The 25,385-nt window shown below is 55.2% G+C and carries 29 protein-coding genes and 1 riboswitch; of the genes, 1 reads left to right on the top strand and 28 read right to left on the bottom strand.

Annotation, left to right across the window (positions count from 1 at the left end; genetic code table 11):
• Positions 1-248 precede the first annotated feature (248 nt).
• The 23 genes from murA to F1381_RS04955 all read right to left on the bottom strand — a co-directional run bounded on the left by murA (position 249) and on the right by F1381_RS04955 (position 19,731).
• Positions 249-1,595 carry a UDP-N-acetylglucosamine 1-carboxyvinyltransferase gene (gene murA / locus F1381_RS05065; RefSeq protein ID WP_151733728.1) on the bottom strand — a complete coding sequence of 449 codons (1,347 nt, stop codon included), beginning with the start codon at positions 1,593-1,595 and terminating at the stop codon, positions 249-251.
• 197 nt (positions 1,596-1,792) lie between these two features.
• The gene (locus F1381_RS05060) at positions 1,793-2,053 is read right to left on the bottom strand and encodes a DUF1146 family protein (RefSeq protein WP_151733727.1); all 261 of its coding nucleotides are present in this window, start codon (positions 2,051-2,053) and stop codon (positions 1,793-1,795) included.
• 240 nt (positions 2,054-2,293) lie between these two features.
• Positions 2,294-2,710, bottom strand: coding sequence for a F0F1 ATP synthase subunit epsilon (locus F1381_RS05055; RefSeq protein ID WP_151733726.1), 417 nt, complete (start codon positions 2,708-2,710; stop codon positions 2,294-2,296).
• A 142-nt stretch (positions 2,711-2,852) separates the two neighbouring features.
• Positions 2,853-4,250 (bottom strand): F0F1 ATP synthase subunit beta, encoded by a 1,398-nt coding sequence (atpD, locus tag F1381_RS05050; RefSeq protein ID WP_151733725.1) that lies wholly within the window; start codon positions 4,248-4,250, stop codon positions 2,853-2,855.
• 62 nt (positions 4,251-4,312) lie between these two features.
• A complete protein-coding gene (atpG, locus tag F1381_RS05045; protein WP_151733724.1) occupies positions 4,313-5,182 on the bottom strand; it encodes an ATP synthase F1 subunit gamma in 870 nt (289 codons plus the stop codon).
• A gap of 217 nt (positions 5,183-5,399) precedes the next feature.
• Positions 5,400-6,911: a F0F1 ATP synthase subunit alpha gene (atpA, locus tag F1381_RS05040; RefSeq protein ID WP_151733723.1), complete on the bottom strand. Its 1,512-nt coding sequence runs from the start codon at positions 6,909-6,911 to the stop codon at positions 5,400-5,402.
• Positions 6,912-6,922: 11 nt separating this feature from the next.
• Entirely contained in the window at positions 6,923-7,471 is a 549-nt protein-coding gene (locus F1381_RS05035; RefSeq protein WP_151733722.1) for a F0F1 ATP synthase subunit delta, read from the bottom strand.
• Positions 7,468-7,923: a F0F1 ATP synthase subunit B gene (gene atpF / locus F1381_RS05030; RefSeq protein ID WP_425495243.1), complete on the bottom strand. Its 456-nt coding sequence runs from the start codon at positions 7,921-7,923 to the stop codon at positions 7,468-7,470. The genes F1381_RS05035 and atpF overlap by 4 nt, the downstream gene beginning before the upstream one ends.
• Before the next feature lie 130 nt (positions 7,924-8,053).
• Positions 8,054-8,266 (bottom strand): F0F1 ATP synthase subunit C, encoded by a 213-nt coding sequence (gene atpE / locus F1381_RS05025; protein WP_039877624.1) that lies wholly within the window; start codon positions 8,264-8,266, stop codon positions 8,054-8,056.
• Between the two features lie 106 nt (positions 8,267-8,372).
• On the bottom strand, positions 8,373-9,140 hold the full coding sequence (atpB, locus tag F1381_RS05020) for a F0F1 ATP synthase subunit A (RefSeq protein WP_151733720.1): 768 nt from the start codon (positions 9,138-9,140) through the stop codon (positions 8,373-8,375).
• 29 nt (positions 9,141-9,169) lie between these two features.
• Positions 9,170-9,547, bottom strand: coding sequence for an ATP synthase subunit I (locus F1381_RS05015; RefSeq protein WP_151733719.1), 378 nt, complete (start codon positions 9,545-9,547; stop codon positions 9,170-9,172).
• On the bottom strand, positions 9,540-9,773 hold the full coding sequence (locus F1381_RS05010) for an ATPase F0F1 (RefSeq protein WP_151733718.1): 234 nt from the start codon (positions 9,771-9,773) through the stop codon (positions 9,540-9,542). The genes F1381_RS05015 and F1381_RS05010 overlap by 8 nt, the downstream gene beginning before the upstream one ends.
• Positions 9,774-9,952: 179 nt before the next feature.
• Positions 9,953-11,113, bottom strand: a complete 1,161-nt coding sequence (gene wecB, locus F1381_RS05005) for a non-hydrolyzing UDP-N-acetylglucosamine 2-epimerase (protein WP_151733717.1) — start codon at positions 11,111-11,113, stop codon at positions 9,953-9,955.
• Positions 11,114-11,244: 131 nt separating this feature from the next.
• Positions 11,245-11,874 carry a uracil phosphoribosyltransferase gene (gene upp / locus F1381_RS05000; RefSeq protein ID WP_151733716.1) on the bottom strand — a complete coding sequence of 210 codons (630 nt, stop codon included), beginning with the start codon at positions 11,872-11,874 and terminating at the stop codon, positions 11,245-11,247.
• Positions 11,875-12,308: 434 nt separating this feature from the next.
• The gene (locus F1381_RS04995) at positions 12,309-13,556 is read right to left on the bottom strand and encodes a serine hydroxymethyltransferase (protein WP_151733715.1); all 1,248 of its coding nucleotides are present in this window, start codon (positions 13,554-13,556) and stop codon (positions 12,309-12,311) included.
• Positions 13,557-13,650: 94 nt separating this feature from the next.
• Positions 13,651-14,268 carry a TIGR01440 family protein gene (locus tag F1381_RS04990; RefSeq protein WP_151733868.1) on the bottom strand — a complete coding sequence of 206 codons (618 nt, stop codon included), beginning with the start codon at positions 14,266-14,268 and terminating at the stop codon, positions 13,651-13,653.
• Between the two features lie 101 nt (positions 14,269-14,369).
• A riboswitch (ZMP/ZTP riboswitch) is annotated at positions 14,370-14,453 on the bottom strand.
• A gap of 50 nt (positions 14,454-14,503) precedes the next feature.
• Positions 14,504-15,091 carry a low molecular weight protein arginine phosphatase gene (locus F1381_RS04985; protein ID WP_151733714.1) on the bottom strand — a complete coding sequence of 196 codons (588 nt, stop codon included), beginning with the start codon at positions 15,089-15,091 and terminating at the stop codon, positions 14,504-14,506.
• 67 nt (positions 15,092-15,158) lie between these two features.
• Positions 15,159-15,734 carry a manganese efflux pump MntP gene (locus F1381_RS04980; protein ID WP_151733713.1) on the bottom strand — a complete coding sequence of 192 codons (576 nt, stop codon included), beginning with the start codon at positions 15,732-15,734 and terminating at the stop codon, positions 15,159-15,161.
• A 146-nt stretch (positions 15,735-15,880) separates the two neighbouring features.
• Complete coding sequence (locus F1381_RS04975) at positions 15,881-17,101, bottom strand: L-threonylcarbamoyladenylate synthase (RefSeq protein ID WP_151733712.1); 1,221 nt, start codon at positions 17,099-17,101, stop codon at positions 15,881-15,883.
• 321 nt (positions 17,102-17,422) lie between these two features.
• Positions 17,423-18,136 (bottom strand): stage II sporulation protein R, encoded by a 714-nt coding sequence (gene spoIIR / locus F1381_RS04970; RefSeq protein WP_151733867.1) that lies wholly within the window; start codon positions 18,134-18,136, stop codon positions 17,423-17,425.
• 188 nt (positions 18,137-18,324) lie between these two features.
• Entirely contained in the window at positions 18,325-18,630 is a 306-nt protein-coding gene (locus F1381_RS04965; protein WP_151733711.1) for a spore coat protein, read from the bottom strand.
• 13 nt (positions 18,631-18,643) lie between these two features.
• On the bottom strand, positions 18,644-18,832 hold the full coding sequence (locus tag F1381_RS04960; RefSeq protein WP_151733710.1) for a YvdQ family spore coat protein: 189 nt from the start codon (positions 18,830-18,832) through the stop codon (positions 18,644-18,646).
• Between the two features lie 131 nt (positions 18,833-18,963).
• Complete coding sequence (locus F1381_RS04955) at positions 18,964-19,731, bottom strand: TIM barrel protein (protein WP_151733709.1); 768 nt, start codon at positions 19,729-19,731, stop codon at positions 18,964-18,966.
• Between F1381_RS04955 and F1381_RS28750 the strand changes: the two genes are divergently transcribed.
• Positions 19,722-20,042, top strand: a complete 321-nt coding sequence (locus F1381_RS28750) for a DUF2512 family protein (RefSeq protein WP_151733708.1) — start codon at positions 19,722-19,724, stop codon at positions 20,040-20,042. The genes F1381_RS04955 and F1381_RS28750 overlap by 10 nt on opposite strands.
• Before the next feature lie 65 nt (positions 20,043-20,107).
• Here F1381_RS28750 and F1381_RS04945 read toward each other — a convergent pair whose 3' ends face one another.
• From F1381_RS04945 to prfA, 5 genes are all read right to left on the bottom strand, one after another.
• Complete coding sequence (locus F1381_RS04945) at positions 20,108-20,458, bottom strand: DUF2071 domain-containing protein (RefSeq protein WP_151733707.1); 351 nt, start codon at positions 20,456-20,458, stop codon at positions 20,108-20,110.
• A gap of 40 nt (positions 20,459-20,498) precedes the next feature.
• Positions 20,499-21,701, bottom strand: a complete 1,203-nt coding sequence (locus tag F1381_RS04940) for an FtsW/RodA/SpoVE family cell cycle protein (RefSeq protein ID WP_151733706.1) — start codon at positions 21,699-21,701, stop codon at positions 20,499-20,501.
• A gap of 187 nt (positions 21,702-21,888) precedes the next feature.
• Positions 21,889-23,076, bottom strand: a complete 1,188-nt coding sequence (locus F1381_RS04935; RefSeq protein WP_151733705.1) for an FtsW/RodA/SpoVE family cell cycle protein — start codon at positions 23,074-23,076, stop codon at positions 21,889-21,891.
• A gap of 125 nt (positions 23,077-23,201) precedes the next feature.
• A complete protein-coding gene (gene prmC / locus F1381_RS04930) occupies positions 23,202-24,092 on the bottom strand; it encodes a peptide chain release factor N(5)-glutamine methyltransferase (RefSeq protein WP_151733866.1) in 891 nt (296 codons plus the stop codon).
• A gap of 25 nt (positions 24,093-24,117) precedes the next feature.
• Positions 24,118-25,185, bottom strand: coding sequence for a peptide chain release factor 1 (gene prfA / locus F1381_RS04925; RefSeq protein WP_151733704.1), 1,068 nt, complete (start codon positions 25,183-25,185; stop codon positions 24,118-24,120).
• Positions 25,186-25,385 lie beyond the last annotated feature (200 nt).

The raw sequence follows: 25,385 nt of genomic DNA, 5'->3' as shown, positions 1-25,385 counted from the left end.
GAACTCTGCTCCATAAAGTGAAGCCCATTCTCTACTGTCTAAACTTTGCCCCATAACTCAAACCCGAGCTGATGACAACACCGGACCTTCCTGCGGTCCGTTAACGGGGGAGTGCTAAACCCTCCTGCACATCGCGGGTAATTTATTCGTCATTGGAAGCGTATACATTTAAACATATACTCAGCAATCCGCAAAAAAAAGGAACCGCCCGCACAGCAGGCGATCCCTCTCATATTCAATAGCCGTTCTTAAATCCAGGAAGGCTGAACCTGAAACCGGGGTTTCAGTTCCTCCGTCTTCTTGACCGGCTCTTCCTTGGCGGCTACGGCCGGCTCATCCATCGAGATGCGCCAGATATCGGCGCCCAGCGCCGACAGCTTCTCGGCCAGGTGAACATAGCCGCGGTCGATATGATGCGTACCGCTCACCTCGGTAGTGCCTTCGGCCACCAGACCCGCCAGGATGAGCGCAGCGCCTGCGCGCAGATCGGTCGCACACACCTTGGCTCCTACCAGCTTTGCATTGCCTGTCACGATGGCGGAGCGGCCTTCAATCTTGATCTCGGCATTCATGTTATGGAATTCATCCACATGCATGAAGCGGTTCTCAAATACCGTTTCCGTTACGACGCTCGTGCCTTCGGAGCGCAGCAGCAAGGCCATCATCTGCGACTGCATATCGGTCGGGAAGCCCGGATACGGCAGGGTCTTCAAATCGACTGCCTTCAGCGGCTTGTCGCCGATGACACGGATTCCGTTCTCATCGGGAATAATGGTAACTCCCATTTCCTCCATCTTGGCGATCACCGGTCCCAAATGGTCGGCAATGGCGCCTTCCACATATACATCGCCGCCCGTGATGGCCGCTGCGGCCATATAGGTTCCCGCTTCAATCCGGTCAGGGATGACATTGTGTCTTACACCGTGCAGCTTCTCTACGCCTTCAATCCGGATGATTCCCGTACCGGCTCCGCGGACGATGGCGCCCATCCCGTTCAGGAAGTTGGCAAGATCGACGATTTCCGGCTCTTTTGCTGCATTCTCAATAACCGTTACGCCTTCAGCAAGCGCAGCAGCCATCATAATGTTCTCCGTTGCCCCTACACTCGCCACATCCAGGTATATCTTGGCGCCGCGCAGGCGTCCGTTCGCTTTCGCCTCGATATAGCCCTGGCCGAGACTGATCTCGGCTCCCAGCGCTTCGAACCCTTTCAGATGCTGATCAATCGGTCTTGTGCCGATGGCGCAGCCGCCGGGCAGTGAGATCCGTGTATAGCCCATACGGGTCAGCAGCGGACCCATCACTAAAAAGGATGCCCGCATTTTCCGCACCCATTCATAAGGGGCTTCACAGCTGGCGATGGTCCGTGCATCGACCTCAATGATGTCGTCGTGATATGTAACGCCTGCACCCAAAGATTCCAGCACTTTGCTGATGGTCATTACATCGTCAAGCGGAGGCGCGTCGACAATGACGCTTACTCCTTCTTCTGCCAGTAGAGAGGCGGCTATGATTGGTAGTACGGAATTTTTCGCGCCGCTTACTTTCACGCTCCCGGTCAATCTGTTGCCACCGCGGACGATAAATTTGCTCATGTCGGGTTCCCTCCGCGTCCATTATTTCGAAATTAATTTTGGAATGTAAGATTCATTTGTTAAAATATCGGAAATTCCGTCTGTTGCCCCGAGTATCCGGGCATGCTTCTTAAACATCAGTCTACGCATAATAATTCGTTATTATTCGACACCATTCTCATCGTATTAGCCTACGACAGATATAACCAAACCGACTCTTAATAAAACAGGTTGCGCATCATCCCGCTCCATCCGAGATAATCCAGCAGAAAGCCGGCCACGAAATGGCCGAGTACGATTGCCAAAAGCAAATGCAGCAGTCTTCCTTGCGGGCTCTTGGGATATCTTATGACCAAATCGAGCTTAAGGTTCTGCAGTGCCCACCAGGATAATACAACACAGAGCAAAGAAACGACCATGGACACCAGCCCGCTGGTGCCGATCGCACCTGAGTAATCAACATTGAGCAATTGTTCCATGTTAACCTCCACTGTCAGTTTACTGCTCGGAAATCGACTCTTATATCATACTTGCGAAGGCCAAAAGAATCCAGTACTTTTACGAATTTTTAAACTTTAATGGCCTGGATTTACATGGAAGTTACGAAATTTTCATAAATGAAAACGGCGACTGAAAGGAAGCCCGGCGTTACGGGGACGGAATGATTTTTCGCACCAAAAAAAGAAAGCGGTCACGCCTAAGCATGACCGCTGCTAACCTCATTGTTGTCCTTTACCGGCGGACACTTTGATCCGGGTAACCGCGCGCTGCAGCGCAAGCTCTGCACGGCGATGATCGATCTCATCTTGCCTGCTGCGTGACTGGAGACGGCGCTGAGCGCGCTCCTTGGCCGCTTCGGCACGTTCCAGGTCGATATCCTTAGGCAGTTCTGCGCTTTCGGCCAGCACTGTCACCTTGTCTTTATGCACTTCCACGAACCCGCCGTGAACGGCGATCGTGAGGGTCTCGCCGTTCACTTTAACAGTGAGCGGTGCAACCTGAAGCGGAGTGACAAGCGGAATATGTCCCGGCAAAATGCCCAGCTCTCCCTCAACTCCGCGTACGACCAGGCTGTTCACCTGTTTGGAGAAGACGAGGTGCTCCGGCGTGACAATCTCAAGCAGAAAGGTATTCACTTCCATTCCTCCTCAAAGCTTTACGTAGTAAAGCTTGCATCGAAAGCATCCACTCCAGCTTTACGCAGTAAAGCTCTCATCGAACGCCAGATTTAAGCTTTACAGCGCAAAGCCCGCATCGAGAGCATAAATTATGCTCAAATTACAGCGTTTTTGCCTTTTCGACCGCTTCTTCAACCGTACCTACGAACAGGAACGCTGCTTCCGGAAGATTGTCGTGCTTGCCGTCCAGAATTTCCTTGAAGCTGCGAACGGTTTCTTTGATTGGCACATATTTGCCTTTGAAGCCGGTGAACTGCTCGGCCACGTGGAAAGGCTGGGACAGGAAGCGTTCCACCTTACGGGCACGGGCAACGATCAGCTTATCTTCTTCGCTGAGCTCATCCATCCCCAGGATGGCGATGATATCCTGAAGCTCGGTGTAGCGCTGCAGCAGCTGCTTAACCCCTTGCGCCACGTTGTAATGCTCTTCGCCGACAACTTCCGGAGCCAGGATACGCGAGCTCGATGCCAGAGGATCGACCGCAGGGAAGATCCCTTTCTCGGAGATTTTACGCTCAAGGTTGGTTGTTGCGTCCAAGTGGGCGAATGCCGTAGCCGGAGCCGGGTCAGTATAGTCATCCGCAGGCACGTAGATGGCCTGAATGGATGTAACGGAACCCTTCTTCGTGGAGGTAATGCGCTCCTGGAGCTGACCCATTTCGGTAGCCAAGGTCGGCTGGTAACCTACCGCAGAAGGCATACGTCCGAGGAGGGCGGATACTTCCGAGCCCGCTTGGGTAAAGCGGAAGATGTTATCGATAAAGAGCAGCGTATCGCGGCCTTCCACATCGCGGAAATATTCCGCCATGGTCAGACCGGTCAAGGCTACACGCAGACGCGCGCCCGGCGGCTCGTTCATTTGTCCGAACACCATCGCGGTCTTCTTGATAACGCCGGAGTCGGTCATTTCATGGTACAAGTCATTTCCTTCACGGGTACGTTCGCCTACGCCGGCGAATACGGAGATCCCGCCGTGTTCCTGGGCGATGTTGTTGATCAGTTCCTGAATGGTAACGGTTTTGCCTACGCCGGCGCCGCCGAACAGACCGATCTTACCGCCCTTGGCATAAGGGGCCAGAAGGTCGATAACCTTGATGCCCGTTTCCAGGATTTCCGCCTGGGTGGACAATTCCTCAAAGGTTGGTGCCGAACGGTGAATCGGGTTCTTCTCGGCAACGACTTCGGCGCCATTGTCGATCGGTGCGCCAAGCACGTTGAATACCCGGCCAAGTGTCGCTTCGCCTACAGGAACCGAAATCGGTCCACCCTGGTCAACCGCCTCCATGCCGCGGACCAGACCATCCGTCGAGGACATGGCAATACAGCGGATCAGGTTGTCGCCCAGATGGTTCGATGCCTCCAGGGTCAAATCAATGGGTTTGCCATTTTGCAGGGTACCCTGAATTTTAATGGCATTGAAGATTTCGGGCAGCTGGCCGCGTTCAAATTCAATATCGACAACCGGACCCATAATGCTCACAACGCGTCCTTTGTTCATCTTCTATTTTCCCTCCTTGAAAAATAAGACAAAGTCAAGCGCAAAGCTTAACTTTGCTTATATTAAGACTGTGCGTTTGCTCCGGCCACGATCTCGGTAATTTCTTGGGTAATTGCCGCCTGACGCGCGCGGTTGTACGTAAGTTTGAGATTGCCGATCATCTTCGACGCATTCTTGGTGGCACTGCCCATCGCTGTCATTTTCGCACCCAGCTCACTGGCTTTGCCATCCAGAATGGCGCTGTAAATCAGCGTCTCCGCATATTTTGGAAGCAGCACCTCAAGCACGCCTTCCGGGGATGGTTCATATTCATAATTGGCAGTCGCTTCATGGTGCCCGCCGCCGTTTACCGTATCCATCGGCAGCAATTTATCCACGGTAGGCACTTGGCTGATGGCATTGATGAACCGGTTATAGCAAATGTACAGCTCGTCATATACGCCCGTTTCAAACTGCTGAACCGCAGAATAGGCAATCGATTTGATATCCGCAAAGGTCGGCGTATCGGACAATTCGGTTACTTCCTCGACGATAGGATAGTCGCGGCGTCGCAGGAAGTCACGGCCTTTGCGTCCGATCACAAATAAACCGTATTCGTCCTTGGACTTGTGGCGTTCCGCCAGAAGCAGCGTTACCTGCCGCAGAATGTTGGCGTTATAGCCCCCGGCCAGACCTCTGTCCGAAGTTACAATCAGATAGGCGGTCTTCTTCACCGGACGGCTGACCAGCATCGGATGGGATACCTCTTTGGTGCCGGCGGCAATGCTGGAGACAACCTCCTTCAGCTTCTCCGAATAAGGCCGGGCGGCTTCCGCCTTCTCCTGGGCCTTGCGCAGCTTGGAGGCAGCGACCATTTCCATCGCTTTGGTAATTTGTCTCGTGTTCTGAACGCTCTTGATTTGACGTTTAATATCACGCATGCTTCTTGCCATGATTTCACCACCTTAGAGCTTTGGCGAAGCCAAAGCTGGCTTCGTTAGCGTTACTGAGCTTTGACGAAGTCAAAGCTGACTTCGTGAGCATTACTGAGCTTTGACGAAGTCAAAGCTGACTTCGTAGCGTTACTGAGCTTTGACGGGGTCAAAGCTCAATGCACAAAGAATATGCAGAGCTTTGGCTGACTGCCAAAGCCCGCTTTATATAAGGCTATCAGCTGGTCGCAAAGCCTTTTTTGAATTTATCAATTGCTGCTTTGAGGGCAGTTTCGTTGTCGGCCGTGAGATCCTTCGTATCCGTAATGGATTTCAGGATTTCCGGAGCGCTGCTGTCCACAAAGGAGAGGAATTCTTTCTCGAAACGTCTAACGTCTTTGACAGGGATATCATCAAGATGGCCTTTGACGGCGGTATACAAGCTGATAACCTGATGCTCAACCGACAACGGCTGATTGACGCCCTGCTTCAGAATTTCCATCATGCGGGCACCACGGTTCAGACGGGCTTGAGTCGATTTATCGAGATCAGAGCCGAACTGGGAGAAGGCCTGAAGCTCGCGGTATTGCGCCAAATCCAGACGCAGGGAGCCGGCTACCTTCTTCATCGCCTTGATCTGCGCCGAGCCGCCTACACGGGATACGGAGATACCAACGTTGATGGCCGGACGCTGACCGGAGTAGAACAGGTCGGATTCCAGGAAGATCTGGCCGTCGGTAATCGAAATTACGTTCGTAGGAATGTAGGCAGATACGTCGGAGGCCTGTGTTTCGATAAACGGCAATGCGGTTAAAGAACCCCCACCAAGCTCATCGCTAAGCTTGGCCGCACGTTCCAGAAGGCGGGAGTGCAGATAGAATACGTCACCCGGGAACGCTTCACGGCCCGGAGGACGGCGGAGCAGGAGGGACAATTCGCGGTAAGCCGCGGCTTGCTTCGATAAGTCATCATAGATGACCAGAACATGCTCGCCTCTGTACATGAAGTATTCGCCCATGGCGCAGCCTGCGTATGGAGCGATATACAGCAGCGGGGACGGCTCGGAAGCCGATGCTGTCACGACAATGGTGTACTCCAGCGCGCCGTGGCGGCGGAGCGTTTCCACTACCTGTGCTACTGTGGATTGCTTTTGTCCGATGGCAACGTAGATACATTTCATGCCGTTGCCCTTCTGATTGATAATCGCGTCAATCGCGATTGCAGTCTTACCGGTCTGACGGTCGCCGATAATCAGCTCGCGCTGGCCACGGCCGATCGGTACCATGGCATCGATCGCTTTAAGACCGGTCTGCATCGGCTCATGTACCGATTTACGGTCGATAACGCCAGGAGCGTTGTTCTCGACCGGACGGAATTCGGTTGTAGCGATAGGACCTTTGCCGTCCAGCGGCTGACCCAGCGGGTTCACGACGCGGCCCAGCATAGCTTCGCCGACCGGAACCTGCATGATCTGGCCGGTACGCTTCACCTGATCGCCTTCGCGGATTTCTTTGTAATCCCCCAGAATAACAACGCCGACGTTGCTTTCTTCCAGATTGAGCGCCATGCCCACTACACCGTTGGAGAACTCAAGCAACTCGCCTGCCATTGCGTTTTCCAGACCGTAGACACGGGCGATACCGTCGCCGACTTGAATGACGGTGCCGATTTCGGCAACTTCGATATCGGCTTTATACTGTTCAATTTGACTTTTGATCAAAGTGCTGATTTCTTCAGGTCTGATGCCCAATATCCTCACCCCTATCTATGCTTATCGTTAAAAGATTTCTCGAGACGTTCCAGTTTGCCGGCCAGACTGCCGTCATACAGCGTATCGCCGATGATGACCTTCAGTCCGCCGAGCAGGCTGCGGTCCACCAGATTGGTGACCCGGATCTTGCGTCCGGTCAGCACGCTGAATTCAGCCGCTACCTGATCCTGCTCAGCCTGGCTGAGCGGGTAAGCGGAATACACGCTTGCATCGCCGATCCCCTGGGCGTCTCCTTCTATTTTGATATATGAATCAAGCAAATCTGCCAAAATATCCGTTCTGCTGCGCTGCACGAGCAGTTCGACCGTATTCATCACCGGAGAGGAGAGCTTGCCCTTTAGCGAGGTGCGCAGCACCTGCAGCTTGTCGGACTGGGAAATGCGCGGCGACTGGAGGAACCGTTTTACTTCCGGGTCGGCATCCAGCGCTTGCACCACACTCTTCAATTGCTCCTCAACCTCGAGGATAATCCCGCTCTCCGCCGCAGTGTTATACAACGCTTTGGCGTAGCGTCCGGCGACTACCGTATCGCGGCTCATGAGCGGCCTCCTACCTCTTTGAGGTATTGGTCAACCAGCTGCTCCTGTTCGCCATCGGCCTTGACTTCCTTCTCCAAAAGCTTGGAGGCGATGCGTACGGAAGCCGTACCCAGCTCGCTGCGCAGTGCTTCGACAGCCTTGTTCTTCTCGTTCGCGATATCCCGGACAGCTTCGTTCTTCAGGCGGTCGGCCTCGGCTTTGGCTTGCTCCATAAGGCGGTCGGCCTGATTGCTGCTGGTAACCTGCGACTGCTGAATAATCTGCTGAGCCTCTTGGCGTGCCTGCTGCAGGGCCTGCTTCTGTTCTTCCACATAGGCTACCGCCTGTTCTCTGGTCTTTGCGGCTTCATCCATCTGCTGCATGACCAACTCACGGCGCTTCTCCATGACTCCGAACAGTTTGCTGAAAGCATACTTGTTCAGCAAGATATACAGAATGCCAAATGCGATCATTGAAAACAATATATTTGTCCAAACTATAGTCACTGAGGTCACTCCTTTCCGTTACCGCGGCGTGCGGATGTATACAAAAGTAAGGCGCGGATGGCACTTGCCCTCCCCGCCAAACCGTAGGAACGGTTTATTAAGAAAACATGATCAGGAACGCGATAACGGTTGCCGCCAAAGGAATAACTTCGACGATACCTACACCGATAAACATTGTTGTCTGCAGGGCGTTACGGGCTTCCGGCTGACGTGCGATGGATTCCACCGTTCTGCTGACGATCATACCGTTACCAAGACCTGCACCGAGTGCGCCCAAACCAACCGCGATTGCTGCTGCCAAAAATTCCATTTGTAAATATCCTCCTTTAAAATAGGTTCATTTTGTATTTGCTGATGATATAAGATCTCCCGCTTTCGCGCAGCGGATGCAAGCCCGCCGGCCTCACGGCAGTTACTTAATGCGCCTCTTCCTCGTGAATCGTATACTGCGCGATGTACACCATCGTCAAGATGGTAAAGATGTAAGCCTGCAGCGCCCCGACGAAGATACTGAAGCCTTGCCAGACACCCAGGAATGGAATGCCGACAAAACCAAGCTTCAGAATAACCGTAATCAGAACTTCACCTGCGAAAATGTTGGCGAAAAGACGGATGGCAAGCGCCACCGGCTTAGCCAGGTTCTCAATGATGTTCAGCGGCAAGAAGATCGGGAACGGCTCCACAAAGTGTTTGAAATAATGCTTGCCGTTGTTCTTGATGCCGAGGAAGTTCATCAGCAGGAACACGATGATCGCAAGGCCTGCAGTAATGTTGATATCCGCAGTCGGCGATTTCCACCACAGGATCTCCGCATGTTCGCCATGTACCAGATGCTTGGTCGCTTCAATCACATGGCCGAAAATGGTTACCGGCCCTTCTGCCTCTGTAATGACAGAGAATGGCAGACCCAAGAGATTGGAAACAAAGATAAACAGTATCAGTGTCAATCCCAGCGAAATATAAGGTCTTCCTTTTTTGAGATCCATAGCGCTGCTGATAATCCCTTGAACGAATTCCACCACCCACTCCATGAAATTCTGGAGCTTGCCCGGATTCTCGACCGACAGATTGCGGACCGCCAGCATGGCCAGAACAAACACAATGACACAGCTGACCACCAGCATCAGCACAGCGGATAAATCAATGGGTATTCCGCCGACATAGATTAAAGGCATTTCATGCATAGTATCATCCCCCTTTCTCTGTTAATCTGCTACAGTTTGTTCTTAACGCTTAAATATATTCCTACAGGAATAGAGAGAAGTTGGGGAATGAACAATCCGGCGATGGTCGCTTCCAGCGAGAAGTGCTCGATCTTGACGGAGAACATCGTTACCAAAAGAGCAAAGCAGATCCGTGTCACAAATCCAAGGCTGAAGCTCTTCCCCTCTTTGTTCGCAACCGCTAACGTTACCAGCCTGATCTTCGTGGCCAGATAACGAAAGTTGACCAATCCCGCCAGCAGCCCCAGTGTCATGCCCAGAGTGACTGCACGGGTCTCATGATGAAGCGCCCAGCCCATCAGCAGCCCCGCCATCACAACGAGCGTAACCCGGGTAACGGCATTGATCATGGGAGTCATATTATCCATTTTGCTCCCCCAGAAATTTTTTGATCAGGAATACAACGTTGACGCTTCCAAGGACCAGTCCCGCTATCGTACCGACAGCAAGCCAACCCTTAGGCCCATCCATGGAATGCTGAAACCACCTAGCCGCAAAAAAACCTATTAATATGTAAGCGGCCAGCAAAGTCCCGGCACTGCCGAGAACAAGAGCGGTTTGCAGCAGTCCGGGCCCGTCTTTTTGTTCCTTCATAGGCTACAATCCCAACTAATTTTACTGAACTTCCAGACTCTTTGTCAATTCATTGAAAATTGCGCAAAAGTGTATGAAAACATGAAAATAATCACAGCAAAATGCACCAAAACCATATAAACCGTACAGTTTTACTGTATGCTCTTTTTCATTTGTTTAGTATCTTTAGTTGCGAACCATCATTTACTATTTGTGAATTTTCTGTGAAATTCCTCTGGTCTCTCTTTATTGACTCCGAAATGGTGCAAAATCGCATTGACAATTCTCTCGGAGGCTCTTCCATCTCCATACGGGTTGGCGGCCCGGCTCATTGACTCGTATAGCACCTGATCGGTCAGCAGAGCATGTGTCCGTTGATACACCTTCTCTTCTTCCGTTCCCACAAGCTCCAGTGTTCCGGCTTCAATCCCTTCCGGGCGCTCGGTCGTTTCACGCAGCACGAGCACAGGGACGCCGAAGGAGGGAGCTTCCTCCTGCAGGCCGCCGGAGTCGGTCAGAATCAGGTGGGTATGCGGATAAAAATTGTGCAGGTCTACGACATCCAGCGGATCGATCAGCTTGATTCTAGGATGTCCGCCCAGGATCTCATGCGCCGGTTCCTTGACTGCCGGACTCGGATGCACGGGATACACGATAGCCACATCTTCGAATTCATCTGCGATTCTTTTGACAGCACGGAAAATATGACGGTGCGGTTCGCCTTGTGATTCCCTGCGGTGCGCCGTCATCAGAATAAGTCTTTTTCCCGAAGCAAATTCCAGTACGGGATGCCGGTAATCCGGCTGTACGGTATATTGAAACACATCGGTTACGGTGTTGCCTGTGATATAAATGCTTGACTCTTTTTTGTTCTCGTGTCTCAAATTACCCGCTGACCAGTCGGTAGGCGCGAAGTGCAGATCAGCCAAAACACCCGTAAGCTGACGGTTCATTTCCTCCGGATAAGGCGACAGCTTATTCCAGGTACGCAGCCCCGCTTCCACATGCCCCACCTGAATCTGCTGCAGGAAAGCAGCGTAGCTGGCCAGGAATGTGGTCAGGGTATCGCCGTGCACCAGCACGAGGTCAGGCTTGGCCTCACGGAGCACAGGTTCAAGCCCCTGCAGCACACGGATCGAAATTTCGTTCAGCGTCTGGCGGTCCTTCATTACGTCCAGATCGTAGTCCGGAGTAATCTTAAACACCTCCAGCACCTGATCCAGCAGCTCACGGTGCTGGGCGGTCACGCATACTACGGATTCAATCTGCTCGGGATGCTTGGCCAATTCCAGGACCAAAGGCGCCATCTTGATCGCCTCGGGGCGCACGCCGAAAATCGTCATTACTTTAATCTTGGACATATCCCCTACCCTCTCTTTTTGGAAATTGAGTACTCCATTCATGCCAGTTCTATACTACTTGTACTGCGCGAATTTGGTTTCAGTCAAATACACGATTCCGCCAGTTTCAGTCAAATACACGATTCCGCCAATTACTTGGTTCCGTATAAACGGTCGCCCGCATCGCCAAGTCCCGGAACAATATAGCCATGGTCATTCAGATGATCGTCCAGCGCAGCCACATAAATATCAACATCCGGGTGGGCGGCTTGTACCGCTGCAACGCCTTCCGGAGCGGCGATCAGGTTCATCATCTTGATCTGTGTGCAGCCGCGGTTCTTCAGCGACGTAATCGCGGCAATGGCGGAACCGCCGGTAGCGAGCATAGGGTCGATGACGATCAGCTCGCGTTCCTGCACATCTGTAGGCAGCTTGATGTAGTATTCAACGGGCTGTAGCGTTTCCGGATCGCGGAACAGGCCGACATGCCCAACCTTAGCCGCCGGGAGCAGCTTCAGCACCCCTTCGGTCATTCCGAGACCGGCCCGGAGAATCGGAATCAGGCCCAGCATTCTGCCGGAGATAACCTTGCTCTCCGTTTCGGCAACCGGCGTCTTTACAGTAATCGTCTCCAGCGGGATGTCCCGTGTAATCTCATAAGCCATAAGCATGGCAACCTCGTCAACATGCTCTCTGAATTCTTTTGTGTTCGTCCGTTCATCGCGAATAAATGTCAGCTTGTGCTGAATCAAAGGATGATCGCAAATTACCAATTTTCCCATTCTTGTCCCTCCGGTAATTGTAAGTCTTGGCCGCCGGAAAGCGCTTTTGTCTCCGCCTGCGGCTAAATCCTGTTTATTATATCATCACCGGTGGCGCATTTCACCTTAAGCGGAAAATGCTTCCCGGACGTGCTGTGCAGCGGTAAATGAGCAGCAGCGGATAACAAACGAGCAATAATGGTTCTTTTTGCAATTAAAACAAAAATTAGTGTGCGGCATTTTGCGTCTTTTATACAATTCACATTTCTTTCACGAATTTTATTGAAAGTTCCATGAACTTTCATGAATGTTTCAGAGCATTAAGGCGCTTTCCTTCAGCAGAAAGATGTGAACATTGTGCAAATTCAGCCGCCTGAGGTAGGGTACAAAAAAAGCCTCCGTAAAAAACCGGCTATACCGGTTAATGACAGAGGCTGAAGCATCATGCTTTAAATTTAGTACTGCAGACCCGGATAAATCGGATACTGCTCGGTCAATGCAGCGACCTCACGGCCCGCTTCGCTCAGCATGCTTTCATCCTGCGGATTCTTCAGCACCTTGGCAATGATATGGCCAATGGTCACCATCGCCTGCTCGTCCATGCCGCGCGAGGTTACCGCAGGCGTACCGATGCGGATGCCGCTGGTTACGAACGGACTGGTCGGATCGAACGGAATGGCGTTCTTATTCACGGTGATGCCGATCGAGTCCAGCACCTTCTCCGCATCTTTACCTGTGATGTTCAAGCTGCGGGTGTCGATCAGCATCAGATGGTTGTCCGTACCGCCGGACACGATGTTCACCCCTTCGCCGATCAGCGTCTCGGCCAAAACCTTGGCATTCTTCACCACATTCTCGGCATAGGTCTTAAACGACGGCTGCAGCGCTTCGCCGAAGGATACCGCTTTGGAGGCAATCACATGCATCAGCGGTCCGCCCTGCGAACCAGGGAATACAGCCTTGTCAATCGCCGCCGCCCAAGGCTGGCGGCACAGGATCATGCCGCCGCGCGGACCGCGCAGCGTCTTGTGCGTAGTGGTTGTCACAAAATGGGCATGCGGCACCGGGCTCGGATGCACTCCTGCAGCCACAAGTCCGGCAATATGGGCCATATCGACCATAAAGAGGGCTCCGACGTCACTCGCAATGGAGGCAAGAGCTTCAAAATCAATAATGCGCGGATATGCGCTGGCGCCGGCGACAATCAGCTTCGGGCGGTGCTTAAAGGCTGCTTTGCGCACTTCATCATAATCGATGAGGAAGGTATCTTCCTGGACGCCGTAAGCCACGAAGTTGTAAAGCAAGCCGGAGGCGTTCACAGGACTGCCGTGGGTCAAATGCCCGCCATGCGCCAGGTTCATACCGAGTACAGTATCTCCCGGATTGAGGGCGGCTAAGTATACAGCCATATTGGCCTGCGCCCCGGAATGCGGCTGCACATTGACATGCTCGGCGCCGAACAGCTGCTTGGCGCGGTCGCGGGCCAGATTCTCAACGATGTCCACATCTTCGCAACCGCCATAATACCGTTTGCCGGGATAGCCTTCGGCATATTTATTGGTGAGGACGGAACCCATTGCCTCCATTACAGCGCTGCTGACGATATTCTCCGAAGCGATAAGCTCAATGTTAGCGCGCTGGCGGCTCAGCTCCAGCCCCATTGCTTCCAATACCTGCGGGTCACTCTTACGCAAATGTTCCATGTTTCTCAGTTCCTCCCTAGTGCTTTAGTTTTATGTGTTGTTGTTTTAACCCATTACCTCACTGCAGCATTCCTGGAGACGTCCCCGCCGTTCTTCAATCACACTGCGGCGTACCGCTGGTCTCCGGCGCACGGTACACTGCGCGTTCTCCGCCGATCAGCGGCGGTCTGCTCCAGGCGGCATTCACCCGGGCGCTGCCGATATAGCGCACGCTTGGACGGAAGGGAACCGCTACCCGGCGTAAATGCATGCCGATCAGCGTCTCGCCGATATCGATGCCGGCGTGGGCCTCGACGGTTTCGGCCAGTACCGGATCCAGCATCGAGCGGTAAGCGGCGGCGGCCATTGAGCCTCCGGCTCCCGGAACCGGCACCGCCGATACTTCGCGCAGTCCGAGCGATTCCAGTAAGCTCCGCTCCATCACCAGCGAACGGTTCAAATGCTCACAGCACTGGTAGACCGGATGAAATCCGCGTTCCCCGGCTACCTCCCGTACACCCGCCAGCAGCTGCTCCGCTACCTCAAGTGCACCGGCGGTTCCGATTCTGGCCCCGGCTACCTCACTGGTGCTTACACCGATGACAAGAACCGAGCCGGACCCCAGCTTACCGGCATCCGCCAATTCGCGCAGGACGGCTGCCGTGGTCCCGGTCAGTCCAAGCTCCGTACCCTGCGAAGCTTGGACTGATTCCGGCTTGATGCCCTCTTCCATCACTTCCGCCTCCAAACCGATTAATATAACTTTGTTCATTATAACTGAATTCTCGCGATTTAAACAAAAAAGAGCAGTCCGCGAAATTCCGCGCGGATGTGCTCTTTTGCCCAGGCGACCGGCCGTTTATTCCGGTGCTCCATCGTGGTTTGCATCCACACTTGTCGCCAGTCACACCGGAACCGGGTAATATTTATTTCATCTTAAAGGATAGGCCGTGAAAAATCAACCGTCATTACAGCCGGCGCAGCGACTCCAGCTTGTCGAGCAGGCTATGGAGTGCCGTGCGGATCTCCGCCGCCGTCAGCTCGTAATCCTCGCGCGACCCGCCGAACGGATCGGAAATGTCGAAGCTCGGAATGCGCTGGCGGATTTCAATGATCCGCTGCATCGCGGCGGCATCCGGCTCTGCGCCGAGCGCCAGGCTAAGTTCGGCATCGGCATAGAGGCTGTCGAGCTCCCGCAGGTCCTCGTTAACCGATTCCTCATCATGCACATATTCTTTAAGCGTGTAAGTCTTCATTACTGCTTCGGGATAATACTGCAGCAAATGCCGCTTATGACTGCCGGTGAGGGTCAACACCAAATCGGCCCAGGCTACGGCTTCGCCGCTGACCTGGGAAGAGGTAATATGGTCTTGTATGCCTTCATCGCGCAGTACTGCGGCGGCATGCCTCGATATTGAAGTGCCGGTAATGGCGGAAACGCCTGCAGACCGCACTTCCAGCGCAACCCCCCGCTCCTTCGCCAGCTTCCGCAGCAGGCCTTCGGCCATCGGGCTGCGGCAGGTATTCCCGGTGCAGACAAATAAAATACGCAGCATGCTTTCCACCTCCGTCAAATAGGATCGGATAATATCAGGCCCCGCTTGGTGAGGCTATTTTATTTTATCAAAAGATGAACAGCAAGCCAAATGCCAGCAGGATGGCCCCGCCCAGCGCCTCGCCGTAATCGCCGAGCCCCCGGCTGACTCTTCTGCCCAGCAAAAGGCCGGTAACCGACATCAGCCCGCCGCAGGCCCCGAAGGCCAAAACAGTCAGCGCGATATTGCTCACGAACATCCCGAGGGACACGCCGACGGAAAAGGAATCCACGCTGACGCTGAGTGAAATCAGCAGCATGCCCCAGAACGTCCGGTGATCGACCGGCTGTCCCCCTTTACCGCCATCCGCACGGAACGAGTTATATATCATATGGCCGCCCAAGAGTACCAGTAATCCGCCTGCGGCGAACGCCGTGACCCTCCCCAGCAGATGGCCCACATAGCTGCCGGTAACGAGGCCGAGCAGGGGCATCACCACATGGAACACGGCGATGAATAGTCCAAGCTGCAGCACATGAAGGAGGCGGATGCCTTTCATCCCGATACCGACACCCAGCGAAAAAGCGTCCATTCCCAGCGCTACCGCCATGATGGCAATCGTTATCAATTGACCCCAGCCCGCAAACACTCCCGTTATGTCCATGCCCATCCCCCTAAAGTACAAATATCTTGTACAACCACGATATGCGGACAAGGGGGTAAACATGACAACGGGCACGGGAACGAAGCAGCCGTGCGGCACGCCTGAAGGGCGGCGCAGGGCTAGCCGCCAGCGGGGGACGCCGCTGCTCAGCCGGCGTCGATGACGGTTCCGCCGGCTGCCTTCATCAGCCGGTTCATGATGGCGGCGCCGAGGCCCGTCTCCGGGCAGGCCTCGGCCAGAATATAGGTCGCTCCCGCTTCATCGAAGTGCCGCAAGGCGGCATACAGGGAGCGCGCCCCTTCCTCGGGCGAGGCCAGCCGCCCGAGGGACACGACGCAGGCGGCCGGCCCGGCGGGATACAGGGCCCGGTGCTCCTCGAAGAGGAGCAGCCCTGTCGTCTCGCCGCGCCGCTTCGCCGCCTGCAGCAGCCCTGCGGCCGTGTCCGCCACCTGCCGGGCGGACCCGCCGCGCACGACGCCAAGCGCGCCGCGCGGGGCGTAGTGCGTGTACTTCATGCCCGGCGCGCGCGGCGCCGGGCCGCCCTCCCCGGCCGCAGCCTCTGCGGCCGGCGGCAACGCGGACTTGCCTGCGGCAAAGTCCGCAAGCGCAGCGGGCGCGGCGTCGACCGCGCCCGGACCCGCCACCGCCGCAAGCTGCTCGGCGGTGATGCCGCCCGGCCGGAGCACGGCGACCGTGCCGCCCGGCTGCACCTGCACGACGGTCGACTCCAGGCCGACCCCGGCCGCGCCGCCGTCAAGCACCCCGCCGATATACCCGGCGAGGTCCTCCAGCACATGGGCGGCCTGCGTCGGGCTTGGCCGCCCCGAACGGTTGGCGCTGGGCGCAGCCACCGGACAGCCGGCCTCGCGCAGCAGCGCCAGCGCGAGGGGATGGGCCGGCATCCGCACGCCGACCGTATCAAGGCCCGCCGTCACCAGCGGCGACAGTACGCCGGGACGCACCGGCAGCACCAGCGTCAGCGGACCCGGCCAGAAGGCCTGAATCAGCGCCTCCGCCACCGGGTGCACCTCGCTGACCAGCTCCTCCAGCTGCTCCCGCCGGGCGATATGGACAATCAACGGATTGTCCGACGGGCGGCCCTTCGCTGCGAACACCGCTTCCACGGCAGCGGTATTCCGCGCATCAGCGCCGAGCCCATAGACGGTCTCGGTCGGAAAAGCTACCGTGCCTCCGCCGCGAAGCATCTGCGCCGCAGCCGCAAGGGCTTCCTTGTCCGCCGCCTTCAGTGCCAAAGCCTCTGCACCGCTGCCCGCAAAGCCTTCATTCTCTACTGTCCAGCATACCGTCGCTACCTTGCCGCCTACATGGCGCTGAACCGCAAAAGACGGTTGTTCCTGTTCTCCCATAGCTATCCCTGACTTTCTCGCTAGTTTACAATCCTATAATGATCCCGCTCCACGGGGAATGGTTATGCAGGTTCCGTCCCTTGCCAAGGACGGTCCCTTCAGGACAGCATAAACGGCTCCACCCGGTGGAGCCGCAGCTGTTCATTATCTGTTATGGACGGCAAGCGTGCAGCTTCCGTCTCTGTTATCCTTCCGGGCAGCTATAATAGTACCACATCCCTGCTCAAAACAGTAGACCGCAAGAGACTCCGTCCATTTGCCGCGCTTAGCTTGTTCAGGACAAATGAATCGGGCAGGCCAGTCTGCGCGCCCTTCTGCGCCTCAGGACCATAATCCGCTGATCCAGCTCCAGAGATTATGCAGCAGATCCCAGAGGAAGAACCGTACCTCCGGCGTTTCAGCTTGCTCCGCAGCGGTATCGGCAGCCCCCGCCGGGTTCTGTACGGCATTGGCCGCCTGGCCGCCCTCCACTGAGCCGGCCGCCGCTGCCGTCTGCACGCCCTGCGCCGGTGCGGCGGCAGCGGCTGCATCGCCGGACCCTGCATCGATAAAGCACAGCGGCGGGAACAGCACGCACCACCAGTTCTGGCCCTTGCCCGCTCCCAGTGTCACCCGCACCGCCTCATAGTCACCGGCCGGGTAGACCGTGCCGCCATACAGCTTGGTCGGAAAGGGCACTACGCCCAGCTCGACGTTATAGGAGTAGGAGATGCCGCGCCGCTTCAGTTCCCCCCCGACCAGTGCGTTCAGCTCCGGCAGGTGGCTGCGGATCAGGGTCCGCGCTTGCTCCAGGCTCTGCGGATTGTCAAGCCCCGACACCCACTCGTTCATCTGCGCCACCACCGCATCGCGGATCTGCCGCTTGACCAGCTGGTCGGCCGTGCCGTCCGAATTGGCCAGAATGCGCAGCCGGATCGATTCCTCCGGAATGCCTGTCCCCGCTACCGCCGCATCGCTCTTTTGCCCTTCCCACATCATCAGAATCATCATCATGACCGAAATTATAATAGCTGTATGCTTAACCGTTGCCCGCAAAGAATCCTGAAATCCCGAATAGCGAAATTCCATCACCGGCAGCCCCTCTCCTCTGAAACTATGATAGTCCCAGTATGTCCGGCAAAGGGCGGATGCAAACCTATGAAACTATTATTTTTGTAAAAAGCATAGAAAACACCGCCGCAGAATCATCCGGGCGGTGTGTTCATGGAACCGGTGCGCAGCGCTTATTCCTGAATCTCCAGCGCAGTCTTGGCCTTTTTCAAATCATGCTCCACCTGTTCTTCCAGGTCGTAAGGATGGTACATTTCATTCTCGATCATATATGCAGCGATTTTCTGGTGCGTCTCAATCGCAATATCAAGCTGGGCTTTAAGCGTCTTATGCACCTTCGGAGTGGCTGTTTCCGTAAGCGCTATGGCGTAAGTACGAACAGCGGCTTTGGCGGACAGCAGCATATCGGTAGCGATGGCCAGATCGTCCATCGGCTTAACGGCTTTAACCAGCATCTCTTTGGTTTTGGTGGTTGTCATGGGTGATTCCTCCTTATTTTAAGAGTGAGGTCAATTCTTCGATCGCTTTGGACGAATGGTCCAGATCCTCTTCAATCAGCTTTTTAAGCTTCTCATCCTTGACGAGCTCCAGCATGGTTGCCGCTTTGGTTGCACAGGAAGTTTTCAGGGTCAGAAGCTCATGCACTTCAAGTTTTTCATGCAATGCCAATTCTTTAGCCATAACTCTTCGCCTCCAGTAGTAGATCTTAATCTAAAAATTCAATTTTTTATTTAAATCTCCTAATATTAATAAACCTCAGCCGCAAATATAAACATCCGAATTAACAGAATAAACAGATAAAGTATTTAAAATTACCCTGTATAGTACTTGGAATGAAGCTGCTGCAGATCATAGATCGGATCATGGACCGGGAAGTACTCCATTCCGACAAAGCCGTCATAGTCCATTTGCTTAATCGCATCGAGGATGTAATCGTAATTCAGCTCCCCCATATACAATTCGTGGCGGCCGGGGACGCCCGCTGCCTGGATATGGCCTACAAGGTGAATGTTATTTTGCAGACGGGTCAGCACATTCCCCTCCATAATCTGCACATGGTACATATCGTAGCACACCTTAACTAGGGGATGGCCGATATGGGCTGCAATGGAGAAGGCTTCCTCCGAGGTGTTAAGGTAGATGTCAGACAGCTCCTTGTCGATCACCGTATTCAGCGGCTCGATTGCGCTAATCACCTCATATTCCTCCAGTACCGGTACACAAGCCTCAAGGCCTTCGATCAGCGCGGCCTTCATCTCCTCACGGGAACGTCCCGGAACGACAGAACCCACCGTCTGCACCATGCGGCGGCATCCCAGCTCACGGCATGCTTCGGCGGTTCCCTTGACAGCGTCGAGCAGCGCGGAGCGCCGTGAAGGGTCCACCAGACTTTCGGGGGTCACCACAATCGAGGCTACCTCCATGCCCGTTTCCTGCTGCAGCCTGCGGATGTGCTTGAGGTCTTTGTCATGCCAGGACCAGAACTCAACCGCAGCAATGCCATGCTCGTGAAGCAGCTTGATTGCCTCATAGATTGACTTGTTCTTAAACAAGGTTTCCGTGTTAAAGGATAGCTTCATGGGACTCTCTCCTTTCCATCAGTGATGATGCTGCCATACAGATTTACCCGGTCCCCCTGGTTCCAAACGTCTGCACCGTCTTTCCAGCAATAAATATTGGCGATCTGCTGATCCTGCCGCGGACAGGCAATGTGATTGCCACCTTAGCCGATGCCGGACTGGTACTGCTCTGGCTCTTCAGCGAGATCATCGGTGCCGGCTTGTCCTTTACCGATATGCTGCTGATTACGGCTCTGGCCGGGGTATTTGAATATTTATATCACATTTGGCTGCTGCGGGACCACGATCCTGTCAAGAAACAACAGGCCTAAAGAGGTAAAAAAGCGCCAAGCCGCCCAGGCCGTCTAAGCCCGGAGTCTATGGCGCTTTTTGCTGTTCAGTGCGTATCGATTGGCTTTACCACCCAGAGCGGAACCTCCAGCCTGTTCGTATAGGTGGTCAGCGGGGGTTCGGCAGGATGCGCCTGCCCCAGAGCGGCAGTGGCCGAATTGGCTTCCAAATCAAGGACAATCTCCTGCAGTGGCCAAGGCAGATGGTGAATATCCCCGGCATACAGACCGCCTTCGCCATCAGCCGCATACAAACGGTACCGTTCGGTCAACCAATGGAGCAGGCTGTCGCTCGGCCCGGAAGTATTCGGGACTTGCCGGCTTGTATCTGGCTGTAAACTCCGCCGGGGGTCCGCCGGGAACCGGCCTCTTGCTGCTGTACCGGATATATTCTCCATCCCGGCGGCAGCTCATCTGCGCCAGCCGGCCTCCATCTCTTTACCCGCGGGTTGATCTGCTGCCGTTAAACATCGCCGGCACCGCCGGAAGCACCGGCAATTCCTCCTCTTCCTCCTGCCCGTACAGCAGCACGCTCATGGCAATGCCCATACATGCCATGTTGATGATGAGCGACGTCCCGCCAAAGCTGATGAACGGAAGGGTAATTCCCGTCAAGGGCATAAGCCCGATGTAGGCGCCGATGTTCTCCAGAATCTGATACAGCAGCATGGCGGTAATGCCGATGATCAGAAACGGCCCGGCACGGTCCCGGCTGGCCAGCGCAATCAGCACCAGCCGGTGGATCAGGATAAAAAAGAGCAGCAGCAGCAACGCTGCGCCGAGGAAGCCGAACTCTTCGGCTACCGCCACAAAGATCGAGTCCGAATACATATAAGGCACACGGTTCGACTGTACCGTGCTTCCCTCCAGATACCCCTCGCCGCTCATCCCACCGGAAGCAATGGCCATCTTGGCATTGCGGACCTGGTAGCTGTCGTCGGAGCTGGCCTGCTCCGGCACGAGCCAAGTATCGAAGCGGGCGATAAAGTGGTCGCGCCCCAGCGTATTTTTAATAAAATTGACCGTGGCATCATGATAATTGATATAGCTTAGAATAAAGGCCAGCGCCATCCCGCCGAAGATGAGAAAGCCGATCAGCGCATGCGCAAACCGCATCCGGCCCACCCACAGCAGACCGATCAGAATGACCAGATAGCTCAGGGCGTTCCCGAGGTCGTTCTGCAGAATCACTATGGCAAAAGGCAGCAGGGCGGCAAGTCCGAGCGGCACACAATCGCGCCAGAATCTTAAAGTCTCCCTATTCTTCCGCACCAGGATATAGGCCAGGAACAGGATTAGCAGCAGCTTGAACAGCTCCGCCGGCTGAAGGCTGACCCCGGAAATAACAATCCAGCCCTTGGCTCCGTTTATCGTCTTGCCGAAAAAGCTGACAAACAGCAGGATCCCCAGTCCCAGAAGATAGAAGTAAGGGGCATATTTTACGAGCAGGCGGTAATTGAACAGAGCCGTTACAAGGAACACGGCAAAGCCCAGTCCGTAAAACACCAGCATTTTCAGATGCATGCCGTCCTGCTTCTCACGGCCGTGCGTAACACTGTATATGGACAGGATGCTGACGCACATGAGCAGGAGCAGGACCACCACCAGAACACCGTCGATCTTGCGGATCTTTTGCAGCATGGAAGGACTCCTTGTTTCGAGGTTTGCAGCAGCACACCCGCGCCAGGCCGCATAACCCCATTATAACGCACCGGATGGAATGCATACAGTTTTTACCTGGGTATCTTTGGGCAGCCCTGAGATGAATTCCATGTTCTCTGCAAAAAAAAAGCGGACCCTCCCGTTCGGGAAAATCCGCATTCCTGTTCTATGATCCTTGCTTGGCCGCCGCCGGATAAGGCGCCGGGTTCGGCAGGTCCTCTTCCACTTCCTGCCCGTGCAGCCGCACGCTCATCACAAGCCCGATGCTGGCCATGTTAATCATCAGCGACGTCCCCCCGTAACTGATGAACGGCAGCGTTATCCCGGTGAGCGGCATCAGGCCGATGAAGGCACCGATGTTCTCGAAGATCTGGTACAGCATCATGGCGACAATTCCGATAATCAGGAACGGGCCGCCTTTATCTTTGGATTCCAGCGCGATTAAGATCATCCTGTGAATCAGGATAAAATACAGCAGCAGCAGCACGGCCGAGCCGACAAAGCCGAATTCCTCGGCAATCGCTACAAAGATCGAGTCGGAATAGGTGTACGGCACGCGGTCCGTTTGAACGGAGCTGCCCTGCATATAGCCTTCGCCGCTCATGCCGCCCGAGGCAATCGCCAGCTTGGCGTTCTTCGTATGATAGCTGGCCTTGGCTGTGGCCTTATCGGGAACGAGCCACGGGTCAAACCGCTCTACCCAGTGGGAACGCCCGATGTCCGTGAAGAAATCCTTAATCTCATCATGGTAATGGATATAGCTCATGATTCCCGCCGTCGCCACGGCTGCGATAGACAGCAGTCCGATCAGCGCGTGCGAGAATTTGATATTACCGATCCACAACAGCCCGATCAGAATTACGATATAGGCCAGTGCGTTACCCAGGTCGTTCTGGCTTAACACAATAACGAACGGCAGCAGGGTCATCAGCGCCAGCGGTACAATGTCATGCCAGAATTCCAGCTTGCTCTTGCGTTTCTTGACCAGCACTGCAGCCAGAAACAGAATCAGAATCAATTTGAACAGCTCGGCAGGCTGCAGGCTAAAGCCCCCAAACTTGATCCAGCCCTGGGCGCCGTTCTGGCTGGCCCCGACGAAGCTGACCAGCACCAGTATCCCGACGCCGACGATGTATATATAAAGCGCATATTTAACGAGCAGCCGGTAATCCAGAAACGTCAATCCGATAAATGCAACAATGCCGAGGATATAGTATTTGATCATCCGCAGGTGGAAGCCGTCCAGGCCTTCCCTGCCGTGTGTCACACTGTAAATAGCCATGATGCTGACGGCCATCAGCAGAACCAGCATTACAACGATCACGCCGTCGATTTTTTTAATCTTCTGAAGCATATTCTGTCTCCTTACTCGGTCCTGGATCTATCGTGAATTCTCCTAACGCCAGATCCGTCCATACCATTGTAATGGAAGAGACCGCAAAACACCAATTCCGCACGGTTCCCGGTAGAATTTACCTGTTATTCTCCCTGCCGCCGGATGCCCAGCACATGGCGGCCAATTCCGGCGAGATCGTCGACCGTGACGATCTCATCCCAATGACCGGCCGCTTCCAGCAGCGCGGCCACCTCGCCGGCCTGGCCCTGGCCGAGCTCGAAGCCCACGAGCCGCGGCGGCGCGGGCAGCAGCCGCAGCTGCTCCAGCATGCGGCGGTACGGGTCCAGCCCGTCCGCACCGCCATCCAGTGCCGTGCGCGGCTCATGGTCGCGCACCTCGCGCTGCAGCCCGGCGATGTCACCGCCGGGAATGTACGGCGGGTTGGAGACGAGGATATCCGTCGTAAGCCCCGCGAACGGCTCGAGCAAGTCGCCGAGCCGGAAGTCCACGGCTGCGCCGTGCCGGGAGGCGTTGCGCCCGGCCACAAGCAGGGCGCCGGGCGAGATATCGCCGGCGCACACCCGCCACGCCGGCGCCTCAAGCGCCAGCGTGACGCCGATGGCCCCGCTGCCGGCGCCGATGTCGACGGCGGTCAGCAAACGGCCGCCGTCCGCGCGCCCGGACGGCCACAGCTCGCCGCCGTATTTCAGCACGGCCTCGACCAGCAGCTCCGTCTCCGGCCGCGGAATCAGCACCTCCGGCGTCACCTCGAACACCCGGCCGTAGAACTCCTGCTCGCCGGTGATATATTGTACCGGCTCACCGGCAGCGCGCCGGGTCAGAACCGCTTCCCACGCCTCCTTACGGCCGGCGGGGAAAGGGTCGGCCAGCGCCATATAATAAGCCGCACCCGAGACGCCAAGCACATGCTCCAGCAGCAGCTGCGCGCTGCGCTGCGGCTCATGGCAGCCATGCAGGGATAAAAAAGAAGAAGCCTCGACAAAGGCTTCCCGGATGCTTTGCACGTCAGGCATGACATATGCGTCGTTGTTCAAAGCGTTATTCTCCTTTTTCCATCAAGTCGGCCTGCTCGGCAATCGACAATGCGGAAATAATCTCGTTGATGTCCCCGTTCATTACCTGGTCCAGGCGGTGCAGCGTCAGGCCGATGCGGTGATCGGTCACCCGGCTCTGCGGAAAGTTGTAGGTGCGGATGCGCTCACTGCGGTCCCCTGTACCCACTTTGCTCTTGCGCTCACCGGCATACTTCGCTTCTTCCTCCTGGCGCATCATATCGGAAATCCGTGCGCGCAGCACCTGCAGTGCCTTCTCCTTGTTGGAGTTCTGGGATTTGCCGTCCTGGCACGTAGCCACGATGCCGGTTGGAATATGCGTTACGCGTACGGCCGACTTCGTCGTATTAACCGACTGTCCGCCCGCGCCGCTGGAGCAGAAGGTATCGACACGGATATCCTTGTCGAGAATCTCGATATCGATCTCCTCAGCTTCCGGCATGACCGCCACCGTCGAGGTGGAGGTGTGGATGCGTCCGCCGGATTCCGTCGTCGGGATCCGCTGCACGCGGTGCGCGCCGCTTTCGTATTTCATCTTGCTGTAGGCGCCGCGGCCGTTGATCAGGAAGATTACTTCCTTGAATCCGCCGAGGTCGTTCGTATTGGCATCCATCAGCTCGACTCTCCAGCCCTGGCTGTCGGCATACCGTGTGTACATGCGGTAGAGGTCCGAAGCGAACAGCGCCGCCTCATCGCCGCCGGCCGCGCCGCGAATTTCCACAATGACATTCTTGTCGTCATTCGGGTCCTTCGGCAGCAGCAGGATGCGGATCTTCTCCTCCAGAGCAGCCTGGCGGGAGGTCAGGTCTTCGATCTCCATCTTGACCATTTCCTTCATCTCGTCATCGAGCTTCTCGCCCTGCATCGCCTTGGCGGCATCCAGTTCTTCCATAACGTTCTTATATTCGGTATAAGCCTCGTAAGCAGGCTGCAAATCAGATTGTTCTTTGGAATAATCCCTCAGTTTCTTACTGTCGCTTGCAACATCCGGGTCACAAAGCAGTTCACTGAGTTTCTCATAGCGGTCCGCCAGTGATTGCAATCGGTCCAACAAGGGAATTCACCTCTCCTAAATCAAAATCATACGCCGTAAATCGCAAGTAAGCAGCGATAGATATACGACAATATATTATATCACCGTTCACAACGGTTGGCTACAGGCCTTACACACAAAATGTAAGCGGCATAAAGCCACTGCCGGGAGGCCTTGTATTTAAGTTGAACAAAAGAACAGCACACAACGGATAGGTATTG

The organism is Paenibacillus tengchongensis (assembly GCF_008973665.1).
In the GTDB taxonomy this organism is placed as follows: domain Bacteria; phylum Bacillota; class Bacilli; order Paenibacillales; family Paenibacillaceae; genus Paenibacillus_AQ; species Paenibacillus_AQ tengchongensis.
Note: the sequence above shows the minus strand (reverse complement) of the source record. Positions and strands in the feature narration are given on the sequence as shown.